Here is a 19,295-nt window from a genome sequence, read left to right as displayed (position 1 = left end):
AGTTATCTCCTTACTCATTAAAATTTTGCTTAATCCTTTCTAGGATATTTAGGAATTGTTCTTGTTCATCTGTCGTAATACCTATTAACTTTCCAATCTGAAATTCATCAATCTCACTTCTTACAACTTTATATTGTTTCTCTCCTTTAGCAGTCAGTTGAATATTTTTCTTCCTTTTATCTGAGCTTGAAAATGACTGAATATACCCTTGCTGCTCGAGGCTGTTGACTGTGCGGGTTATCGCTGGCTTTTCGATACTTTGATATTTAGATATCTCAACAAGGGTATGTGGCCCATAATTAAAAAGGATATACATAATTGTCCATTGTGGTCTGTTCAAAGCATATCTACCTAGAATTTCATTTAACTGGTCAATATAAGGTTTATGCACCATAGACAACTCGTGAAATAACTGTTGATATCTTTTCATTTTACCTCCTTATAAATTAGTTACTTTAGTTAACTAATCCAATTTTTTTATTATGGCAGAGAAGAGGAGAAGATGTCCAGTCTTTTTATAATGGTAAAAGATAGGCATATTATTTTGCTTTGAATTCAAACTATATTAAAATAAATTTACAAATCATATATCGTACATGGAGGTATACATATGACTAAAGTTTTATTTGTTAAAGTAAACGATCGACCGGCAGACCAAGCTGTTTCTGTTCAAATGTACAATGCATTTTTACATGCATATAAAGAAGCAAATCCAACTGATCAAATTACAGAGCTGGATTTATTCCAAGTAGAACTCCCTTACTATGGAAATGCGGCGATTACCGCTCTTTATAAAAACAATCAAGGAATCGAATTAACAGAAGAAGAAACTAAATATGTTAATTTAGCAAATCAATATATCGATCAATTCTTATCCATGGATAAAATTGTTTTTGCCTTCCCTCTTTGGAATTCAACTGTTCCTGCGCCATTAATTACGTATATTTCGTATTTGGCTCAAGCCGGAAAAATGTTTAAGTATACTGCTGAAGGTCCGATAGGATATGCAGCTGATAAAAAGGTAGCACTATTGTCTGCAAGAGGTTCTGATTACTCAGCTATACCAGGAGCGGAAATGGCAGTTAATTTAGTTAAATCTGCTATTAGCCTTTGGGGAATTACTAACCCAGAAGTTATGGTTATTGAAGGACATAATCAATACCCAGACCGTACGGTTGAAATTGTTGCAGAAGGGCTTGAGAAAACCGCTAAACTTGCTGCCCGCTTCTAATTAAGAAACATCAATACTATATCGTTGGATTTACCATTAATATAGAAAACAATAAAAACAGTGGGATTCGATTAAGAATTCCCACTGTTTTTATATATAAAGGACGATAAATGACGCGTTTGTTAAAAAATAAGCAGAATAGTACCAATTGTAATCGCAATACCACCAATAATCGTATTTTTATTAGGTTTTTCTTTTAAAATAATAAAGCTTAATACCATTGTAATGACTACGCTGAATTTATCGATGGGAGCTACGATGGATACCTGTCCGATTTGAATGGCAGCAAAGTAGCACAACCAAGATAAGCCAGTTGCGATACCCGATAGGATTAAAAAGAGATAGGACCTATTAGATATCGTTTTAAGATCTTTTTGCGTCCTTTGGAAAAATACAATGCTCCAGGCAAAAATTAAGATCACTACAGTACGAATGAAGGTGGCAACATTTGAATCAACATCCTCGATACCGATTTTCGCCAATATACTGGTTAGTGCTGCAAAAACGGCTGATAAGACAGCTAGGAAAATATACGACTGAAGATAGCCTTCTTTCTTCTTTTTTTCTCTCTTACCGATAAGAATAAAAGTACCAATCGTAATAACGACCCCTCCTGCAATCACTAACGGAGTCAACGGCTCCTGAAGGATGATAAAGGATAAAATAATTGTAATTATGACGCTTGATTTATCAATAGGAACTACTTTTGATACATCACCAATTTGTATGGCCTTAAAAAAACATAGCCACGATAGGCCAGTGGTTATACCTGATAAGATAATGAAAATCCATGCCTTAGGATGGATAGTATACAGCTCATCCCATTGCCCGGTTATTCGAACAACGGCATAAGCCATAATTAGGACTACAAACGTTCGAATCGCAGTGGCCAAATTTGAATTCACATTATTAATCCCGATTTTTGCTAATATTGACGTTAATGCTGCAAATAAAGCAGCCAGTAAAGCTAACAGTATGCTCATGAAAATCCTCGCTTATTTATGTACTTAGAATCGGTTTGTTCCTCTGGTTTTTTCTAACTTTAACTATAACTCAATTCCATTTAAAAAGGTATTTGGTTTCATATAAGTTTAAATACTTGATTCTTGAGTTGTATTTACATGAAGAAAAAATACACTCCTTATGTCACATAGATTATCTACCCGGCATAAAAAGTGTATTTTAGTTTTAGGATTCAAAGGATATATAGTAGGGATATGGGAATCTCATTTCAAGCTGTTAATTCAAACGTTCCAACGGTTTAACTGCTGGGCCTTCGATGACTTCCCCGTTAGGTGCAAAGCGGGATCCATGACATGGGCAATCCCAGGAACGTTCTCCATTATTCCATTTCACTTCACACCCCATATGGGTACAGGTAGTATCTACTACACAAACGTTACCTGTATGGTCGCGATAGGCACCGGCTCTTTTACCATTAAAGGTAACGATACTGCCTTCATCGGGTTTAAGTTCATCTGGACTGATATCTTTATCAGCAAGTTTTCCTTTAATTAATTCTTTTGCTACATTTATATTTTCTTTTATGAATTTACCGGCAGATTGTATATGTGTTTCTGAACGAGTGGGGGTAAACAGATCAAAATATGGATTTTCTTTTCCACGTACTAAATCACTTAAAATTAGAGCAGCGACAGCTCCGTTCGACATTCCCCATTTCCCAAAACCAGTTGCAACAAAAATATGATCCTTCATAGAAGAATATGGACCAATATAAGGGACATAATCCAATGTTTCTAAATCCTGTGCTGACCATCTGTATGGAAGGTCATTAACTGTGTAATACTTTTCGGCAAAATCCTTTAGTGCTTCATAATGCTTAAATGGATTTTCGCTTTGACCGGTTTTATGACTTTCTCCTCCAAATAATACCAGGGTTTTATCCCCGTCTTTTGTATGGCGGATTGAGCGGGTAGGCTGCTCGGCGCTAATGTACATTCCATCTGGTAGGTCTTCCTTGATTTCAGCGGCAACAATGTAAGAGCGTTTCGGGCTCAGGCGAGAGAAGTACAGTCCCTGCATATCATAGAATGGATAGTGGGAAGCAATCACAACTTTATTGCAATAAATGGTATGTCCATTCTTCACTTTAACTTGAACAGGTCCTTTATCGTCATCTTCAATAGCTTCTACTGGCGATTGTTCAAATACTTGTCCGCCTTTTTTTATAATCAGGTTTAAAATATGGCCTAAGTATTTAACTGGATGAAATTGTGCTTGATTAGGCATAATAATGGCATTTTTGATTGGATAAGGCAAAGGCAGGTGTTCGACAAGTTTACCTGGAATGCCCAGTTTTTGATAAGCTTCGAACTCTGACTTGATTTTCTTTTCAAATTTTTCAGTCTCTGCGTAAAGGATGGCTTCCTGTTCTTCATAATCACAATCGATCTCTTCTTCTTTGTAGAGAGAATGGATAAATTCAAGGCCATCCATATTTGCCTGATAGTATAGTTTCGCTTTTTCTTCACCTACCGAATTAATTAATTTGTCATAAATTAATCCATGCTGGGCGGTTATTTTTGCTGTTGTATGGCCTGTTGTCCCATTCATCACTTCGCTTGCCTCAACTAATGCAACCTTTACTCCTTTGCTGACCAATTGATAAGCCGTTAAAATACCGACTATTCCAGCTCCAACTATAACAACATCTGTTTCTAAATCATTTTGTAGCTTATTAAATTTCAGTTCTTCTTGATTCTGCATGAACTTCGTCCAATATGAACTCGATTGATTAGGTAATTGATTCATTTTAACCCCTCCGGTTTTTCCAATATAGTATATAGTTACCCATGTTTTGTTAAAAAAATCAGCTAATTATGATAAACGGATTGTTTATAATGAAGACCGATTGGATATTAAGTAAAAAAAATGGGGGCTGGAGGGGAATTCGATTGAGGAGTCAAACTAAAAAGAAATTATTAGTAATAGGAAGCTTTCTGTTGGGATCCGGCTTTATGGGTGCTATGGATGGGATTATTTTTCATCAGCTTTTACAATGGCATAGTGTCGTGATGGAAACGAGTCGCTCAGGTCAAATCATGAGTGATGGGATTTTTCATTTTGCGGTGACGATTGCTTTGGTGGCAGGGGGCTTTATTTTATGGCTTGCTGGGAACCCATCAGACCAAAAGCAGGGTGTCAAACAGATTATTAGTTGGTTTTTAATTGGCTCAGGTTTATTCAATATGTTGGAAGGGATTGTTAATCATCATATCCTGCAGATTCATAGGGTAAAACCAGGTGATCCCAATGCTTTATTCTATGATATAGCGTTTCTGATAGTTGGAGCTATTTTATTTTTGATTGGTTTGTATTTGAAAAATAGTGCGTCCAGGCATAAGGGTGGCGAAGAGATTCATGTATAGAATACTTAGCTTTATTGTTATCGCTGGGTTTGTATCCATCATGCTATATTTTCATCAACAAAGCAGCCATTTCAGCAATGATGCTCATGCTGGGCATACGGGACAACATGATGGATTAGAAATAAGCAATATAAGTGAAGTGAAAATTCCGGAAATTAATGGATGGATCAAGCAGGATCAAACAGGGTGTTGGATGCTGAAAATCAACACAAAAAACTTTTCGTTTAAACCAGAAAAGCTGGGTTCGAATGAGCAACGAATTAATGAAGGTCATGCCCATCTATATATGAATGGAGATAAAAAGAATAGAATTTATGGTCAATATTATGATTTAGGCACACTCAAACCAGGGGTGTACAAGGTGAAGGTTACGTTAAATACGAATAATCATAAAGCACTAATGTATAACGGTAAGGAGATTGCCTATCACTATAAACTTAAGGTGAAATAGATTACAAACAGTCATCTGACAATTCAGAAGATATACCTATATGGTAATTTGGAATTAAATGGTATGATTATTCATATAAATGATTATCGATGGAGGATGAAATGTTTGGAAAAATTTATATTGCTATTCTAGTATGTTTTTCTCTCGTTTCTTGTATGATGGCCATCGTAAAACCTTCCATATTTGACTTGCATTTAAAAAATTTTCGCCGAAGCCTTTATACGTTATTTGTGCTTTGCCTCGGAATCGGCATTATTGCAGGCGGAATAAATATAACCAACTGGACATATATATTGAGTTTAACTGCAATCGTTGTTTTTATCGATTTATCCGTTCTTTTAACACCAAGCATTTTAAAGATATGGCAGGCAGAGTTTATAACAGGTTCTGAATTTCTTGAAGCTACCATAAAGGAAAATGAAAAAATTCAACGAGCGACGGTGACAAAGGTAGAGCATATGTCCTTATTAGTACAGGATGCTATCTATTATTTTGAGCAAAAGCCTGTTCCTGAAAACGGAGAAGAATATGAGAGAGAGTTAAAGAAATATCTTGTCCTGTATTGTGAGGAATTTGGTTTGTCAGTTGATATCAATCAGTACGAAGCTGACGATTCGATTGACTTAGATATATCCGTCAGGGAGAGAATTAAACAAAAGCTTATCAGGATTGATCATATACATAATTTCGATTTTAATCAGCAGCTTTTACAAAGCTTTACCGATTCGATTTTCAATTTAGAGGTTATCACCCTTGAAGACCACGATGCTTTGTTAATTCCTATCCATTTACAAATGTATAACTTTATTATAGTTTTAAAGAAAGATAAGGGCATTCCCATTGAAGTGGATGGTGTTCATATTGCTAATTTAGTTCACATTTATGATTCGTTTATGTAAAACTTTGGTATAATAAGGGTATAAAAGTTAAGGAAGAGAGGAGTAAGATGGCTATGAGGCGTAGGAGAAATAACATTCAGTCTGACGATTCCGCTGAGGCAATGGCAAAAAACTCCCAGTCAGGTCCCAAAATCACCCATCTCTCTGATAAATCAGTCAGTAAGCAGACAAAGAAAGTAAAAGAAATGAATAAAAAAGCATTGGCTTATATATACTCTGTAAAATAACAAAGTGATGGGACTTTGTTATTTTTTTTTGTATTGCTTTTTTGTGTTATAGCATAAGCTATAACAAAATGCACATGTTAGGAGCATAAAATATGACATCTAAGAATGTAACTAAACAATTAGGAAAAAACAGAAGGTACACAGTTTTGGGCAATAAGGCATTAAGGATCAGTAAAATGAATCATGAGGCCATTAGAGTTTTAAAAAAACTTCGAGGTAAATTTGGATAATTGAAGAGACTAAAGGCTAAATAAAACATTCGTTAAAGATAAAAAAGACAGCTTCCGGATAGGGAGAGCTGCCTTAAATTGTAATAAGAATATGTTATTATTTATCCCATGGAAGTAAGTAGAAGAGAATACAGAAGAAATGCATAACACTTCCGGCGATAACGAAAAGATGCCAAATGGCATGATGGAATTTGAAGCCTCTCCATACATAAAAGATAGCACCTACCGTGTATAGAATACCTCCAGTAACTAATAAAATCATTCCATTTGGCTCAAGGAAGTTGACCAATGGTTTCCATGCGAAGACAATCATCCAACCCATTACTATGTAAAGAAGTGTTGATACGATCATATATTTTTTAACAAAAAATGATTTAAAAACTGTTCCCCCAAAAGCTATTCCCCAGACAATACCGAATAAAGTCCAACGTGTCCAACCGTCCAATACAATAAAACAAAATGGCGTGTACGTACCTGCGATAAAAAAATAGATAGCTGAATGGTCGAATATTTCAAATACATTCTTAGCTTTGCCCTGGGGTAAGCTGTGCAAAAGAGTGGAGCACAGATACATAAGAAGCATTGTTATTCCAAATATAGTAAAACTAACGATGTGCCAAGCGGTCCCATATATAGAGGAATGGAAAACCAGCAAAATCAGCGCTACTATACTTAATATAACACCCAGGCCATGGGTAACTGCATTTGCGATTTCTTCACCTTTGCTATAAACATGAATGTCCTTCATTAAATTTCCTTCTTTCTAGTACAATATGAATTATTATCATTAGTATAATGCAATATCATTAATATGTAAATATTAATACTCTATATTATTGCTTCGACAATTCATTATATAGTTTTAATAACTACTTATCACCCATTTTATAGTATGCATGTTAAATGAGATATTTTTGAATTCATCTTAATTAAGAAAAGGAAACTGGTTATCAGTTTTTTTGTGGTTTACGCAGGTCTGTTATATGAAAGATTTAACTATACCAAGACTCGCATTAGTTCTTCTGAGGCGTGTTGTTTAACTATTCAATAAGAATCATTATTTTAACCATTATAAATAATGAATGGCTTCTACGAATTTAATGAATATAGTAGTATACTAGTATGGTATTTATTTAAGTTACAGTAAAAGGAATGATTGACGTTGAGATTAATTGCAACAGACATGGATGGGACTTTGTTGAATGGTAAAGGTCGTATCAGTAAGGAGAATATAATCGCAATTGAAAAAGCACAGGCGGAAGGGATTCAGGTAGTTATTGTTACAGGAAGACCATACAGTTATGCCTTGATGCCATTGGAACTGGCTGGATTGTGTTGTCCTGTAATTGCATTAAACGGAGCTGAAATAAGAGACGAGCAGAGAGAAGTATTAAATAAACTCCCACTAAAAAAAGAATGGTGCCGCTCAATTCAAAAAGTACTGGAAAATAAAAACGTATATATTGAGTTTTTTACTAACGTTGGAGTTTTTTCTAAAAGTATGGAACAGTATATTGACATTAGAATGCAATTAAAAATGGAGAGATTCCCATACGCTGATGAAGCTCTAATGCTAGAGGATGTTAGAAGAAGAGCGGAGGAACGATTTAAATTCGAACACTGCCATTTTGTAGATAACTTTGAAGGTATATACCTGGATGAAGAATTGATTATCTATAAGATTTTAGTATTATCAGCTGATATGGATGAATTGGCACGTATAAATAGCGAATTAGCCGGTGAAACCGAGTATATCATTACCTCTTCTGAGCGCGGAAACATAGAATTTAATCATCCAAAAGCTCAGAAAGGAACATCATTAAAGATGTTGGCTGATCAATTTAATATCGAGATGAAAGAAGTTATGGCACTTGGTGACCATTTAAATGATGTTTCCATGCTTCAGCTGGCTGGACGTGGAGTAGCTATGGGAAATGCTTCCGATGAGGTGAAAGAACTCTGCCAATATCATACTAAAACGAATGTAGAACATGGTGTTGCCTGTGCGATTGAAGAAGTCCTTGCAATACGTCAAGTTTAAGGTAGTTAGTATGATTACAGCTTAAGTCAATTCTAAATGAGATTGCTAATAATATATTTCATCAAGTCTAATTCTAACAAAACTCAAACTTTATATATGATATATGATTTTCTGCTGATTCTAACGTGATATGTTTATAAATTTTCAGTTGTTAACATCCGTATATACATTCATTTTGTTTATATAAATATGTAAAACAATAGCGAAATAGAATGATTGGTGTATAATGGTAACGGAGCTGACTCCGTAAAATTTTGCAGGGTTATAATTGATCTAATTATAGCCTCAGGAGGAAAAACATGACGATAAGCACAGAAAATATTATGGAATTGATTACGGTTGACCAATGGGATGATGCATATTCAATAATGAAGCAATTACGTACTGATTTGGATAAGCATTCGTATTTAGAATTAATGAATCAAATGCATAAAGAAGGGTACAGGCTTTTTGCATTGTTTTTAGGTGAAGAAGTGGTAGCTGTAATTGGTGTTAGTTCTCGTGTGAATTTCTATAATAAACGTCATATCATTGTTCATGATTTGGTAACAACTGAAAGTAAACGTTCGAGAGGATATGGGGAAAAGCTGCTTGTTTTTATTCATGAATGGGCTAAGGAAAATGGTGCGAATTATGTAGCATTAGAATCTGCTCTTTCACGCACGGATGCTCACCGCTTCTATGAAGAAAAGTTAGGCTACGATAAATGGTGTTACTCATTTCGTAAAAAGCTGTAATACATGATTTCAGATTCTGCGGAACGCCCTTCTTTCGGCATACAAGGTGCAAGCTTTGCATATTTTATTTTTTTTGCCGTGACCATTTTGATATTTGCGTAAATCTTTATCTTTCTTTTTGCAAATAGAACATTTATTGAAAAAAGTGAACATACAAACTTTCTCCTTTAGGAATAAAATAATAGTAGCATAGAACTACTATGAGTATGATAATGAATAACAAAAAAGCCGAAGAAATGTTGTTAATCAGCATTTCTTCGGCTTTTTTGATATTTGCTGATGACTTAAAAAGCTTCATGCCACAGCATAGTTATGGTTAAGGCACTGCTGGAGTCATTTGGATTACCTGGGAATAATTTAATTAATATGGCTCCTGGTGTAAAGACTACCTCTGGGCGATGCTTTAAAGGTAAACTGTTAAGCATTCCTAAGATTTCATTTTTTTGCCCATGCTGAGCATACGTCATTATTTGTCTTGAAAACTGTGGATTGTTTTGAATGTGGTTAGTTATGGTGTAGGCATCATTTATAAGCTCCTTGGCAACCCCTGCTGAATTAATAAATATTACTGGTTGAACTGGAGGAAGCTGGCGATCATAATTTTGGTAATTATTATGGTAACCGGGGTGCATATTATTCATGTCATATGGATTATTCATGTTCCTATCTCCTTTTATCAAAGTAATTATAAATGAATGGATATTAAAGATGGTCTATAGTATTCATACCTATGAAGAGGACTGGCGATAGGTGAATCTTTGGATATGTAAGGAGAAGATGCCTGGTTAAAAGTGTTAATGATACTTTTACTTATAATTACTCCTTGTTTTATTGGGATTTTAGTTGGGTCCTTAACCTAGACAACCTATATAGCTGGTTGTCTTTTTATTTACTCTTCTTTAAAAGAAGAACTAAAGAAAAAAATTCCACTAATAATCTGCTTTAAATAAGGCATGATATATCAGAAAAATGATATAGACGATCTAGCAGATTAACTCATTGTAAGTGTATTAGAAACTTTTTGATGTGAAGCTAACAGGAGGTATTTCATTGAATGCTGGAAAAGTGGATTTAGAAGAGAAAAAGGAGTTCAGGGCTGTACCAATGATGGCAGTTTTGGCAGTGGCAGCATTCATTGGTTTATTCAGTGAAACAGCCTTAAATTTGGCTTTAATCAATATTATGCATGACTTTAATATAGAAGCTTCAACAGCACAATGGCTGACCACAGGATATTTATTGACATTGGGAATTTTGGTACCTGTTTCGGCTATCTTAATTCAAACGTTTACGACCAGGCAATTGTTTTTTTTCTCTCTGGCGATGGGAATTGTTGGCACATTGATTGGTGGCCTTGCGCATTCATTTCCTATATTGGTGTCGGCGCGAGTCATCCAGGCCATTGGAACCGCTATTCTTTTACCCTTAATGACTAATTGCACACTTATTATTTTTCCTCCGCATAAACGTGGGGTAGTGATGGGATTAATGGGGCTTGTTATCATGTCTGCTCCTGCATTTGGCCCTACCTTCTCTGGAATCATTGTAGACCAATTAAGTTGGCATTGGATTTTTTGGACATGTTTGCCGATATTATTGCTTTCCATGGGTGCCGGGATATTTTTTATGAAAAATGTTACAAAACTAACAAAACCAAAGATCGATATAAGGTCAGTAATACTTTCCTCAATTGGATTTGGCGGGATTGTTTACGGATTTAGTGCTGCCGGAGAGGGCGGAGGTGGATGGGGAGAAGCACATGTGTTACTCCCTATTGGAATCGGTCTATTTTTCTTGATATTGTTCTCCTTCCGTCAAATTTATACTGATAATCCTATGATTAATTTGCGCGTATTCACTTACCCTATGTTTTCCCTGGGTGTCTCATTGGTTTTTTTAGCTATGTTAATGATTTTATCGAATGCCATTCTATTACCGATGTATTTAAAAGGAGGGCTACTATTATCGGCATTTACAGCTGGTTTAACGCTTTTGCCTGGTGGGATAATGAATGGGATTATGTCTCCAATTAACGGAAAATTAATGGATAAATATGGGGCGAGATGGTTGGTGGTTATTGGGTTTGTATTAACTAGTATAGCGAGTATTTTATTTTTACAAATCACAGCTGATACTTCTTTATCGACAATTATCATAATGCATGTTTGCTTATCAATTGGCATTGCTTTTATCATGATGCCTTCACAGACAAATGGCTTAAATCAATTACCCAGAAAATATTATCCTGATGGGACCGCTGTCATGAGCACGCTTCAGCAAATTGCCGGAGCTATCGGAACTGCATTGGCGATTACCTTTATGACAATGGGGCAAAATTCATATTTAAATGAAGCAGGGAGTTATCCTAATTCAGAGGTTCTAACGGAGGCTCTCATTTATGGTGTGAAAAAAGGGTATATCCTTATAATGGTTGCTTCAATTACCGGGTTATTATTGTCTTTATTTCTGAAAAGAGTGAAAGTATAGAGAAAGAAAACTCCTTATGTGAAATAGGGAGTTTTCTTTTTGGGTATATAGGGCGATTATTTTGAAATAAATGTATATATTAAAGTAAAAAAATAATCAAAAAGTGTAAAAAGGGTTTATAAGTTTGTAAATAGAGGAATTTAGGTATAGGTGTTGTTCTGTTTGTATAATATGAAAGCTAATACAAAACATATAACTAACTATCTTTTATACAGATAGTAAATCGGAAAAGATAGTGAATTACCATAGAATACCACAAAAAATCTTGAATATTTTCACAGAAGCAGAAGAACAAAAGGGGTTGCTAAGACTTGAAGCTTAAAAATTTGTTGAGTGATGTCGCAAAAGTGTCAGATAAGGATAAAGAAATATATATTACCGGGATTGCTAATAATTCATTAGAGGTAAAAGAGGGATTCATATTTGTAGCCATTACAGGATTTCAGGTGGATGGTCATACGTATATTGAAAAGGCAATTGAAGCTGGAGCGAGAGTTATAATCGGCGAAAAAGAAATCACTGATCTATCGGTCCCGTATATTAGGGTTGAAAATAGCCGCGCTATCCTGGCTGATTTAGCTAAACGTTTTTATCCTGTGCAAGCAGATAGAACAATTATTGGAGTAACAGGTACAAATGGAAAAACTACTACTTCGTTTATGTTGAAGCATATCCTTGAAGCTTATGGTAGATCCTGTTCTTTATTTGGTTCGGTTTATAATTATATAAATGGTGAAAAATCTACACCCTCTGTAAATACAACCATGGATGCATTGCAATTACAAAAAGAATTATCAAGAAGTCAAGATGATATTGTCATAATGGAAGTATCTTCACACGCACTGTCACAATATCGAGTGAAAGGGATTAGCTATGATTATGCTCTTTTTACAAACTTAGACCATGACCATTTAGATTATCATAAGGATATGGATGATTATTTTTCAGTAAAAGCACAGCTTTTTACTCAATTAAAGCCAGATGGTGCTGCTGTGATTAATACGAATAACAAATGGGGCAGTAAACTTGAAAAAAGGTTATGCGGTACTAATGACCAAATTTTTTGTGTAGGGAATAAAGAATCTGATTTGTATATTCAGCAAAATAAAACGGGTGATATACAGTTTGTATATAAAAATAAAGAAATCTATCCTATTAGGCTTTCTATTAAGGGAAAACATAATATTCAAAATGCGGCGCTTGCATTTCTAACAGCGAGAAATATGTGTGTACCAGGTGAAGTAATAATTAATGCACTACAATCATTTCCTGGCGTGCCGGGGAGATTTGAAGTAGTGAATCACCCGACAGGTGCACAGTTAGTTGTAGATTATGCTCATACTTGCGATGCTTTTGCACAATGTCTTAAAACCGGAAGAGAGATGGGGGCAAAGCGCATCATTCATATCTTTGGATTTAGGGGAAATCGAGATGTGACAAAGAGACGTGGTATGGTTGAAATCTCGAAAAAGCACAGTGACCTATGTATTTTAACGCTGGATGATTTAGGGACCGAATCTTTTGAGGGGATGATAGAAGCACTACATGATTTAAAGCCATCTGCCAAAGGGAAGGTCATACCGGATCGTACGTCGGCAATCGAATATGCTTGGAAAATTGCAAAAGATGGTGACTGGATTTTTATTACCGGAAAAGGCAATGAAGTTTATAAAAATACGTATCTTTTACCGACTAATTCCGACATAGATACATTAACTTATCTTTCAAAAGAGGAAAAAACAGTTAAGGTAATTTGAGCCTGATTGCAAAATTTGTTGAATAAATAATAATATAGTCGAATTTCCAAGAAAACGTTTGACTATAGTAAGTAGTTAAATTATATTAAGTATGTAGTAATGATTACTACATACTATTTTTAATATAAAATTGGTCATACCATTTTGTTTAAAAGGGGAAGAGGGAATGAAACAAGAACCACCAAGAATTGCTTGGATTACAGACACGACATGCACATTAAACGAGAATTTTATTAAAAAAAATCGAATAAATATTATTCCTTTACAAATTGTTATCGATGGAGTTTCATACAAAGAAACAATTGATATTACAGAAAAAGAATTTTACGAAAGAATGGCAAGTGAAAATACCACTTTCCAATCATCACAACCATCAATTGGTGAATTTGTTGAATTATATGAAAAACTGAAAGAAGAGTATGATTATGGAATAGCGTTCCATTGCTCGGGTAAACTATCAGGTACTTTTTCAACATCTGTAATGGCTGCTGAGCAAGTAGGTTTTAAATTGTTTGCAATTGATTCACGTACTGGATCTTACCCTCTTTCTTATTTGATGAAAAAAGGTATAGAGTTATTTGAACAGGGTTTTGATGCTGAAGAAATTGTCAGACAAATCGAAGAAATCAAAACGAATGCAAGGCTTTTCCTCATACCGTCTAATCTTAATCAGCTCCATAAAAGCGGGCGAGTCTCAGGAAGCCAACGGCTCATTGCTAACTTGTTTAATATTAAGCCTATTCTTTCTATAGAAACAGAAGGGGCTAAAATTAGAGAAAAAGTTAGAACTGAAAAGAGAGCTATCCATTATATATTGGATTTATTAAGAGAAGATATGAAAGTTTGTAAGGTTAGTAAAATAGTAGTTATCCATGCTGATGACGAAGAAAATGCGTGTAAATTGGAAAAACAAATAAATGAAGAATTTAACTCCATTCCTACTGAGCGAATGCTATTGGTTCCTGTTGCTGGAGTCCATACAGGAGTAGGAACAATCGGAGTCTCATGGGTATGTGAATAAATAGTAAAACTAAAGAAACTAAAGCTCCTCGACTGGGAGCTTTAGTTTTTTATAGTTACATACTGGTTGTATCATTTAAATTTATTTCGTTTGGATTATCCAATGCTTCCTTAGGAAGTACAATCTTATCAATTTTATTATAGTCATAGTAGCTAGATTCAATACTTTGTTCTAATACAAGGGAATTTCCGTTTTCCGAGATACCTATATTCATATCTACATTCATCACCGATGGTAAAAAAGTATTTTTGTCTATAAAGATTTCATATTCGACTTCTTGTAGTGTCATAGATTTCAGAGCTGTTTCTAATTCAGGTATATTAGCAGGTAATGATCCTTTTACGTATTCATTTAATTTTTCATCATTGCCTGCTAAAGTTAAAACATATTGATCAGCTTCCTGCTCAAAGGTAAAGTCGTCTGCAAATGACTCTAAATCTTTCAGAGAATCTAATTGATTCGTTCCCGGCTGTAAATTAAGCCCTTTCGCCACCTCAGTATAATCTGCATTATATCTTCCCCACTGATCTCCCTCGATATCGTGCATGAAAAATCCTTCATCTGTTAAATATTGATCGATTTTACCTTCCTGTTCTCCGGTTGCTGGATTTTTATAATAAATTTCAATCTGTTGGTATAAGGACAAAGGTTCCTGAATCATTTTAGAGTCTGTCCTTGTTTCTGTTGTCAAAATGATTCCATCAGCTTCAGTTGATATTTCTTGATCTATATCTAATTTAAGACCAAGACTTTTAACTTCAGAAGAAGCCTCAACCATTTTTTTATAGACTTCCTTGGCTGTTAGTTCAGATTCACCATTTTTTGTTTCCTCTGCCTTTGCTACCTCATTGCCATTTTTAGATACCGGTGAAGCTTCCTCATTACAAGCAGTTAAAAATAAAATGAAAAAAATACTTCCCAAATAAGATACTGACTTCTTCAACATATGTTCCTCCTTGATATTGAATTCACTGAAAACGAAGTACATTCTAAAGCATATTAAGCAAAGTCATATATGTATAAATTAATTGCAAGTTTGCAAGTGCTTAACTAAGTAGACAATTGGACTGATATCAGGAAATGAATTTTTTATACTGATTGAGATGATACCTAATGAAGAGAGCATCTGGAGATTATTCATAGTGGTAATGATCAAATCAACAATAACACAATACCCTAAATTTTGTAAAAAATGCATCTTTATAAATATAATTAATATTTTGTTTGAATATGATTATAGCAACTGTATTACTAGTTATATAAGTAAACAAAACAGAAGAGAAGGGGGGCAAAAGCTGGTGTGAATTCTGAATGGAGGATACCGCTACATTAATCTAAACTTTAAATTTATAAATGATAATCTAAAAGTAGCAAAGAATGGCTGGATCAATGAAAGGGGTTCTGGCCAATTTTTATATAGCCGGTTTTGTCAGAATGCAGATAAATTTTTTACTAGCAATAGTGGCAAAAAATGGATTGTCTTAATATCCAATCTTAAATAGTGTTTAAAAAAATAGGCTGTCGACAAAGTCGGCAGCCTAAAAACCATCTAATCTAAAGGTTATCATATATCAGGATTTATAGCTTTAAAATCAGAACCCTTCTTTAAATCATGGAATTTAACCTATGATTTAAAAAGTATTATTTTCATAGGTCTTTTTATTTATTTTATCGATTACCCTATGCAGGTCATCAGGTTTGTGGAATTCGATGGGGGAGAATCCCTTCTCAAATAAAATTTGCTCTGCTTCAATCACCAATACATAACGATTGTTAATTTTGGCTAAATGAATGGTTTCACTGAAATCGGCCAGCAATCCTTTAATATTCGTATTATCCAGCTTCATCTTTAGTTCAATATCCGGTTCTTGTTCAACAATTTGAGCGGCTGCTTCTACAACTTGTTCAGTTGTTAATCGTTCCTGAAGCTCACGCTTGGGACTGTCAGCCCAGATTTCAATAGCTTCTTCAAACTGACGGCGTTCCTCACTTTCGGGCTCATATACTTCACCAATATGCTCCTGTACCATGTCAATGACATGATTCTTCACTAATTCTTGTTTAGATTCACCATACTCTACAAATTTTAAAAAATCTTCGAAATATCGGGCATGTGAGGATTGATGAATTTTTAATTCGCTTTCCTCAATCATGCCTTCTTCAGGCATATGAGGGTATAGAATGGATTTCATATTTTTAGTAGTGATGGCCATCTCGACATTGCGAATTAATGTTTTTTCATCAGATATAGAAGCGACCTTTGGTTCAAAATCACATTTCATTAAAAATAAAAATCGATGTTCGAAAAATTTCCGCGGTACGGCTGAAGCCATAACAAACACACCGCCCCGAACTGCACTTGTATCAAGATAAGCATGAACGAATTCCTCACTGAATGCTTTAAAATCTTCTTTATTATCAGCAAAGCGAGTACGGTTAAATGCATTGTAGTTTGGATTTGAATCCAATGTATGACCTGGTTCAATTATAAAATGGCCCAGCTTTGTTGGTACTTGTTCTGAATTGGGATGACGATCGACTTTACGTTTTACGATTTTCTTGAATTCGCCATCAAGGAAATCTTTAAGAGCACTTTCCTCATATTCATCTGTATCAAGTGTTTGATAATGCTTAGCTGTAGGCTGTTCCTTATCTTCTGTTTCCACAACAAAGAAAGATAAAAATTTAATCTCAAATTCCATGTTATACACCTTTTTTCCTTAGAGTCAGCCTTTTCAGTATCCCAAAACAGAGGTATTTCGTCAATGAAGACATGGTCGAAGATCGAAATAATGAAAGCTGAGAGTTCTTTTTAAATTTAACCAACCATCTAGCCATGAACTTTCCTTAGTGATGCAATAATAAAAGCGAATGAACAGGGTGCTTCATTCGCTTAGAAGGTAGATATTCAGGAGGCTTCTATACTGTTTTTATGATTCCTGTTAAGTACCAATAAACGTCTTTTTAATTCATTGGCATATAGGATATCATGATGTTTCATAGCTATATTAAGTAAATCTAATAAATCATCAAGTGTTAGATGAGGGGTTGATTGTTCGTCAACAGAAGGCATTTGATCTTTAAGAGGGTTATCTTCATTCTGATTGGTATAAAAATCAGTGAAAATATCTACCAATAAGGCATCTGTGATTTTTTCCCCATTTGTTTCTGGTAGTCGATTCTGAGACTCAAGTTCTTCTACAACACAATCGAATCCTTTATCGGATAAGGAAAACTCTCCGTTTCTGCCGAATAATTGTTTGAAAATAGTAAGTAGGACTGGAGTTGTTAATGATATCAATAGCTTTTCATATACAGTTTTTGTCTGCCTGATTTCTGATACTATGATTTCCTTAGTCGTTGATTTCATTTAAATCCCCCTCAAAAAATAATAATCGCACAATATTTTGTTGGGACCATAATAACATATACCTTTATATGATTTACACTGTAGTGAACTGAATAATTGCAATTGTCACAATATAGTAGTATTTTCCCTATATTAGAAGGAATACCCTGTAATTAGATGGCATCTTTGTTGGAAATACTTCTATATGTAATCGCTTGGCAAAATAATCTATTTATAATGGTTGCTGATCAATTTTGATATTTTATTGTAATTAACATTTGTACGCATTAAAAAGGATGCCTTTTAAAAAAGCATCCCCACATATTTATAATTTTTATCGTAATAAAGAACAAATTTGAGAAAGGCGATCTTTAATATGTTCTGCATAAAGCTCATCATGATCTTCGTTTGCGAAATTAAGTAAATCCAGTAGGTCATCTACTGTTAAATCATTTGTTTCTTCTTTGGAGTCCCCTTCATCATCCTCCAAAACGGTCTCAGCCGTGACGTGCCTGCCAATCTTGTCATAAAATAAATGAATCAGTGTTGAACTGGCATATGGCACAGAAGTGTTTGGAAGCTCTTCCGTGTGGTCTTTCAATTCAGTAAGAATTTTATAATAAGCATTTTCACTTAACCGGTGTGTCCCAGAAGGTCCGAATAAATTATAAAACATTTTTATAATAATCGGAGCTGATAAAGAATGTAATAATTTTTGAGAAACTTGGTCTGATTGATTTAGTTCAGCAATAATTGTATGATATGTGTTTTTTTTCATCTTAAGACCTAACTTTCCTTTTTTAATAATCTATGATAGAACAAAAAATAAAAAAAACAAAATATTTTGATTCCATATGAATCATATATTTATAATTTCATCTAACATAAATCATTCTTATAGCAAGGTTTTAACGTTTGTTTTTTAGAGGTCCTCTTGAAATACGGAAATGTTATTACAAAATAAAGGAAAATAGGTGTTAACATTTGGCAAGGGATTACGGTATAGTGAAAGTAGAAGACTTTCAGAAAGGTTGAATAAGATGGCTCATATTATAATATTTAACAAAAATATTCTTACCACTATTATTTCTTTTATAAAGATAATTTGCTCTGCACTATTTGTTGGATTCATTGCTGTTGCTGGTATAGCATTAGTGATTTACACTTTTATGATATTAGAGGAATTCATTTCCTCAATTATATAGGTTGTGCTCGGTTTAACATATGCTTAGATTTTAAAATGATTGTTTACATAATATTTTTATTTAGTATTAGTAAAAGTTTTGACTAATGAATCTAAAAACAACTAAAAGTATAGAATTATGTATATATCTCTACATTATATAATAAGAATTAACTACATAGTTAAGGTGACAGCTTGTCTCTTCATTGGTCATTCAAATTAAGTATGTTCTACATATTTTAAAATTAGAGGTTATGGCTACTCCAATCATATAAAAAAGGATGCTAACGCCT

At 34.3% G+C, this 19,295-nt stretch carries 19 protein-coding genes; 10 read left to right on the top strand and 9 right to left on the bottom strand.

Annotated elements, in window-relative coordinates; genetic code table 11:
* Positions 1 to 10: 10 nt before the first annotated feature.
* Positions 11 to 430, bottom strand: a complete 420-nt coding sequence (locus FHY45_RS00960) for a MarR family winged helix-turn-helix transcriptional regulator (RefSeq protein ID WP_139891183.1) — start codon at positions 428 to 430, stop codon at positions 11 to 13.
* Positions 431 to 610: 180 nt separating this feature from the next.
* Here FHY45_RS00960 and FHY45_RS00955 point away from each other — a divergent pair, with 180 nt between their 5' ends.
* Complete coding sequence (locus FHY45_RS00955) at positions 611 to 1,231, top strand: FMN-dependent NADH-azoreductase (RefSeq protein ID WP_066100058.1); 621 nt, start codon at positions 611 to 613, stop codon at positions 1,229 to 1,231.
* A gap of 122 nt (positions 1,232 to 1,353) precedes the next feature.
* Here the strand turns inward: FHY45_RS00955 and FHY45_RS00950 are convergent, their stop codons facing one another.
* Together FHY45_RS00950 and FHY45_RS00945 are read right to left on the bottom strand one after the other, a co-directional pair.
* Positions 1,354 to 2,214 carry an EamA family transporter gene (locus tag FHY45_RS00950; RefSeq protein ID WP_139891182.1) on the bottom strand — a complete coding sequence of 287 codons (861 nt, stop codon included), beginning with the start codon at positions 2,212 to 2,214 and terminating at the stop codon, positions 1,354 to 1,356.
* A 256-nt stretch (positions 2,215 to 2,470) separates the two neighbouring features.
* Entirely contained in the window at positions 2,471 to 4,003 is a 1,533-nt protein-coding gene (locus tag FHY45_RS00945; protein ID WP_139891181.1) for an FAD-dependent oxidoreductase, read from the bottom strand.
* A 143-nt stretch (positions 4,004 to 4,146) separates the two neighbouring features.
* Between FHY45_RS00945 and FHY45_RS00940 the strand changes: the two genes are divergently transcribed.
* The 4 genes from FHY45_RS00940 (at position 4,147) to FHY45_RS00925 (ending at position 6,197) form a co-directional block, all read left to right on the top strand.
* Positions 4,147 to 4,620 (top strand): DUF2243 domain-containing protein, encoded by a 474-nt coding sequence (locus tag FHY45_RS00940; RefSeq protein WP_257468935.1) that lies wholly within the window; start codon positions 4,147 to 4,149, stop codon positions 4,618 to 4,620.
* Complete coding sequence (locus tag FHY45_RS00935) at positions 4,613 to 5,071, top strand: hypothetical protein (protein ID WP_066100045.1); 459 nt, start codon at positions 4,613 to 4,615, stop codon at positions 5,069 to 5,071. The genes FHY45_RS00940 and FHY45_RS00935 overlap by 8 nt, the downstream gene beginning before the upstream one ends.
* A 101-nt stretch (positions 5,072 to 5,172) precedes the next feature.
* Positions 5,173 to 5,970 carry a type II toxin-antitoxin system SpoIISA family toxin gene (locus FHY45_RS00930; protein WP_066100042.1) on the top strand — a complete coding sequence of 266 codons (798 nt, stop codon included), beginning with the start codon at positions 5,173 to 5,175 and terminating at the stop codon, positions 5,968 to 5,970.
* A gap of 47 nt (positions 5,971 to 6,017) precedes the next feature.
* Entirely contained in the window at positions 6,018 to 6,197 is a 180-nt protein-coding gene (locus FHY45_RS00925; protein ID WP_139891179.1) for a hypothetical protein, read from the top strand.
* Between the two features lie 327 nt (positions 6,198 to 6,524).
* On the opposite strand, the gene trhA is transcribed toward FHY45_RS00925, so the two are convergent.
* Complete coding sequence (trhA, locus tag FHY45_RS00920) at positions 6,525 to 7,175, bottom strand: PAQR family membrane homeostasis protein TrhA (protein ID WP_066100039.1); 651 nt, start codon at positions 7,173 to 7,175, stop codon at positions 6,525 to 6,527.
* Between the two features lie 414 nt (positions 7,176 to 7,589).
* On the opposite strand from trhA, the gene FHY45_RS00915 reads away from it, so the two are divergent.
* A complete protein-coding gene (locus tag FHY45_RS00915) occupies positions 7,590 to 8,468 on the top strand; it encodes a Cof-type HAD-IIB family hydrolase (protein ID WP_139891178.1) in 879 nt (292 codons plus the stop codon).
* A 299-nt stretch (positions 8,469 to 8,767) separates the two neighbouring features.
* Positions 8,768 to 9,205 (top strand): GNAT family N-acetyltransferase, encoded by a 438-nt coding sequence (locus FHY45_RS00910; RefSeq protein ID WP_077247926.1) that lies wholly within the window; start codon positions 8,768 to 8,770, stop codon positions 9,203 to 9,205.
* A 284-nt stretch (positions 9,206 to 9,489) separates the two neighbouring features.
* Here FHY45_RS00910 and FHY45_RS00905 read toward each other — a convergent pair whose 3' ends face one another.
* Positions 9,490 to 9,864 carry a YuzC family spore coat inner layer protein gene (locus FHY45_RS00905; protein ID WP_066100033.1) on the bottom strand — a complete coding sequence of 125 codons (375 nt, stop codon included), beginning with the start codon at positions 9,862 to 9,864 and terminating at the stop codon, positions 9,490 to 9,492.
* Between the two features lie 445 nt (positions 9,865 to 10,309).
* Here FHY45_RS00905 and FHY45_RS00900 point away from each other — a divergent pair, with 445 nt between their 5' ends.
* The 3 genes from FHY45_RS00900 to FHY45_RS00890 all read left to right on the top strand — a co-directional run bounded on the left by FHY45_RS00900 (position 10,310) and on the right by FHY45_RS00890 (position 14,470).
* A complete protein-coding gene (locus FHY45_RS00900; RefSeq protein WP_066102227.1) occupies positions 10,310 to 11,692 on the top strand; it encodes a DHA2 family efflux MFS transporter permease subunit in 1,383 nt (460 codons plus the stop codon).
* Between the two features lie 311 nt (positions 11,693 to 12,003).
* The gene (locus tag FHY45_RS00895) at positions 12,004 to 13,449 is read left to right on the top strand and encodes a UDP-N-acetylmuramoyl-L-alanyl-D-glutamate--2,6-diaminopimelate ligase (protein ID WP_066100031.1); all 1,446 of its coding nucleotides are present in this window, start codon (positions 12,004 to 12,006) and stop codon (positions 13,447 to 13,449) included.
* Between the two features lie 166 nt (positions 13,450 to 13,615).
* The gene (locus tag FHY45_RS00890; protein WP_139891177.1) at positions 13,616 to 14,470 is read left to right on the top strand and encodes a DegV family protein; all 855 of its coding nucleotides are present in this window, start codon (positions 13,616 to 13,618) and stop codon (positions 14,468 to 14,470) included.
* A gap of 55 nt (positions 14,471 to 14,525) precedes the next feature.
* On the opposite strand, the gene FHY45_RS00885 is transcribed toward FHY45_RS00890, so the two are convergent.
* From FHY45_RS00885 to FHY45_RS00870, 4 genes are all read right to left on the bottom strand, one after another.
* Positions 14,526 to 15,416 carry a DUF6612 family protein gene (locus FHY45_RS00885; protein WP_066100023.1) on the bottom strand — a complete coding sequence of 297 codons (891 nt, stop codon included), beginning with the start codon at positions 15,414 to 15,416 and terminating at the stop codon, positions 14,526 to 14,528.
* 685 nt (positions 15,417 to 16,101) lie between these two features.
* On the bottom strand, positions 16,102 to 17,172 hold the full coding sequence (locus FHY45_RS00880; protein ID WP_139891176.1) for a DUF3900 domain-containing protein: 1,071 nt from the start codon (positions 17,170 to 17,172) through the stop codon (positions 16,102 to 16,104).
* A 206-nt stretch (positions 17,173 to 17,378) separates the two neighbouring features.
* The gene (locus tag FHY45_RS00875) at positions 17,379 to 17,840 is read right to left on the bottom strand and encodes a hypothetical protein (protein WP_139891175.1); all 462 of its coding nucleotides are present in this window, start codon (positions 17,838 to 17,840) and stop codon (positions 17,379 to 17,381) included.
* A 313-nt stretch (positions 17,841 to 18,153) separates the two neighbouring features.
* Positions 18,154 to 18,597: a hypothetical protein gene (locus tag FHY45_RS00870; RefSeq protein WP_066100014.1), complete on the bottom strand. Its 444-nt coding sequence runs from the start codon at positions 18,595 to 18,597 to the stop codon at positions 18,154 to 18,156.
* Positions 18,598 to 19,295 lie beyond the last annotated feature (698 nt).

The organism is Bacillus sp. D386, from assembly GCF_006346415.1.
The sequence above is the reverse complement of the archived record's forward strand: the minus strand, read 5'-3'. Positions and strand labels throughout refer to the sequence as shown.

What these genes read in the sequence shown, in the direction of transcription:
- trhA (WP_066100039.1), bottom strand. Translation starts at nt 7,175, where the DNA reads ATGAAGGACATTCATGTTTATAGCAAAGGTGAAGAAATCGCAAATGCA.
- FHY45_RS00900 (WP_066102227.1), top strand. Translation starts at nt 10,310, where the DNA reads ATGATGGCAGTTTTGGCAGTGGCAGCATTCATTGGTTTATTCAGTGAA.
- FHY45_RS00930 (WP_066100042.1), top strand. Translation starts at nt 5,173, where the DNA reads ATGTTTGGAAAAATTTATATTGCTATTCTAGTATGTTTTTCTCTCGTT.
- FHY45_RS00925 (WP_139891179.1), top strand. Translation starts at nt 6,018, where the DNA reads ATGGCTATGAGGCGTAGGAGAAATAACATTCAGTCTGACGATTCCGCT.
- FHY45_RS00880 (WP_139891176.1), bottom strand. Translation starts at nt 17,172, where the DNA reads ATGGAATTTGAGATTAAATTTTTATCTTTCTTTGTTGTGGAAACAGAA.
- FHY45_RS00890 (WP_139891177.1), top strand. Translation starts at nt 13,616, where the DNA reads ATGAAACAAGAACCACCAAGAATTGCTTGGATTACAGACACGACATGC.
- FHY45_RS00910 (WP_077247926.1), top strand. Translation starts at nt 8,768, where the DNA reads ATGACGATAAGCACAGAAAATATTATGGAATTGATTACGGTTGACCAA.
- FHY45_RS00870 (WP_066100014.1), bottom strand. Translation starts at nt 18,597, where the DNA reads ATGAAAAAAAACACATATCATACAATTATTGCTGAACTAAATCAATCA.
- FHY45_RS00960 (WP_139891183.1), bottom strand. Translation starts at nt 430, where the DNA reads ATGAAAAGATATCAACAGTTATTTCACGAGTTGTCTATGGTGCATAAA.
- FHY45_RS00885 (WP_066100023.1), bottom strand. Translation starts at nt 15,416, where the DNA reads ATGTTGAAGAAGTCAGTATCTTATTTGGGAAGTATTTTTTTCATTTTA.
- FHY45_RS00935 (WP_066100045.1), top strand. Translation starts at nt 4,613, where the DNA reads ATGTATAGAATACTTAGCTTTATTGTTATCGCTGGGTTTGTATCCATC.
- FHY45_RS00905 (WP_066100033.1), bottom strand. Translation starts at nt 9,864, where the DNA reads ATGAATAATCCATATGACATGAATAATATGCACCCCGGTTACCATAAT.
- FHY45_RS00950 (WP_139891182.1), bottom strand. Translation starts at nt 2,214, where the DNA reads ATGAGCATACTGTTAGCTTTACTGGCTGCTTTATTTGCAGCATTAACG.
- FHY45_RS00945 (WP_139891181.1), bottom strand. Translation starts at nt 4,003, where the DNA reads ATGAATCAATTACCTAATCAATCGAGTTCATATTGGACGAAGTTCATG.
- FHY45_RS00955 (WP_066100058.1), top strand. Translation starts at nt 611, where the DNA reads ATGACTAAAGTTTTATTTGTTAAAGTAAACGATCGACCGGCAGACCAA.
- FHY45_RS00875 (WP_139891175.1), bottom strand. Translation starts at nt 17,840, where the DNA reads ATGAAATCAACGACTAAGGAAATCATAGTATCAGAAATCAGGCAGACA.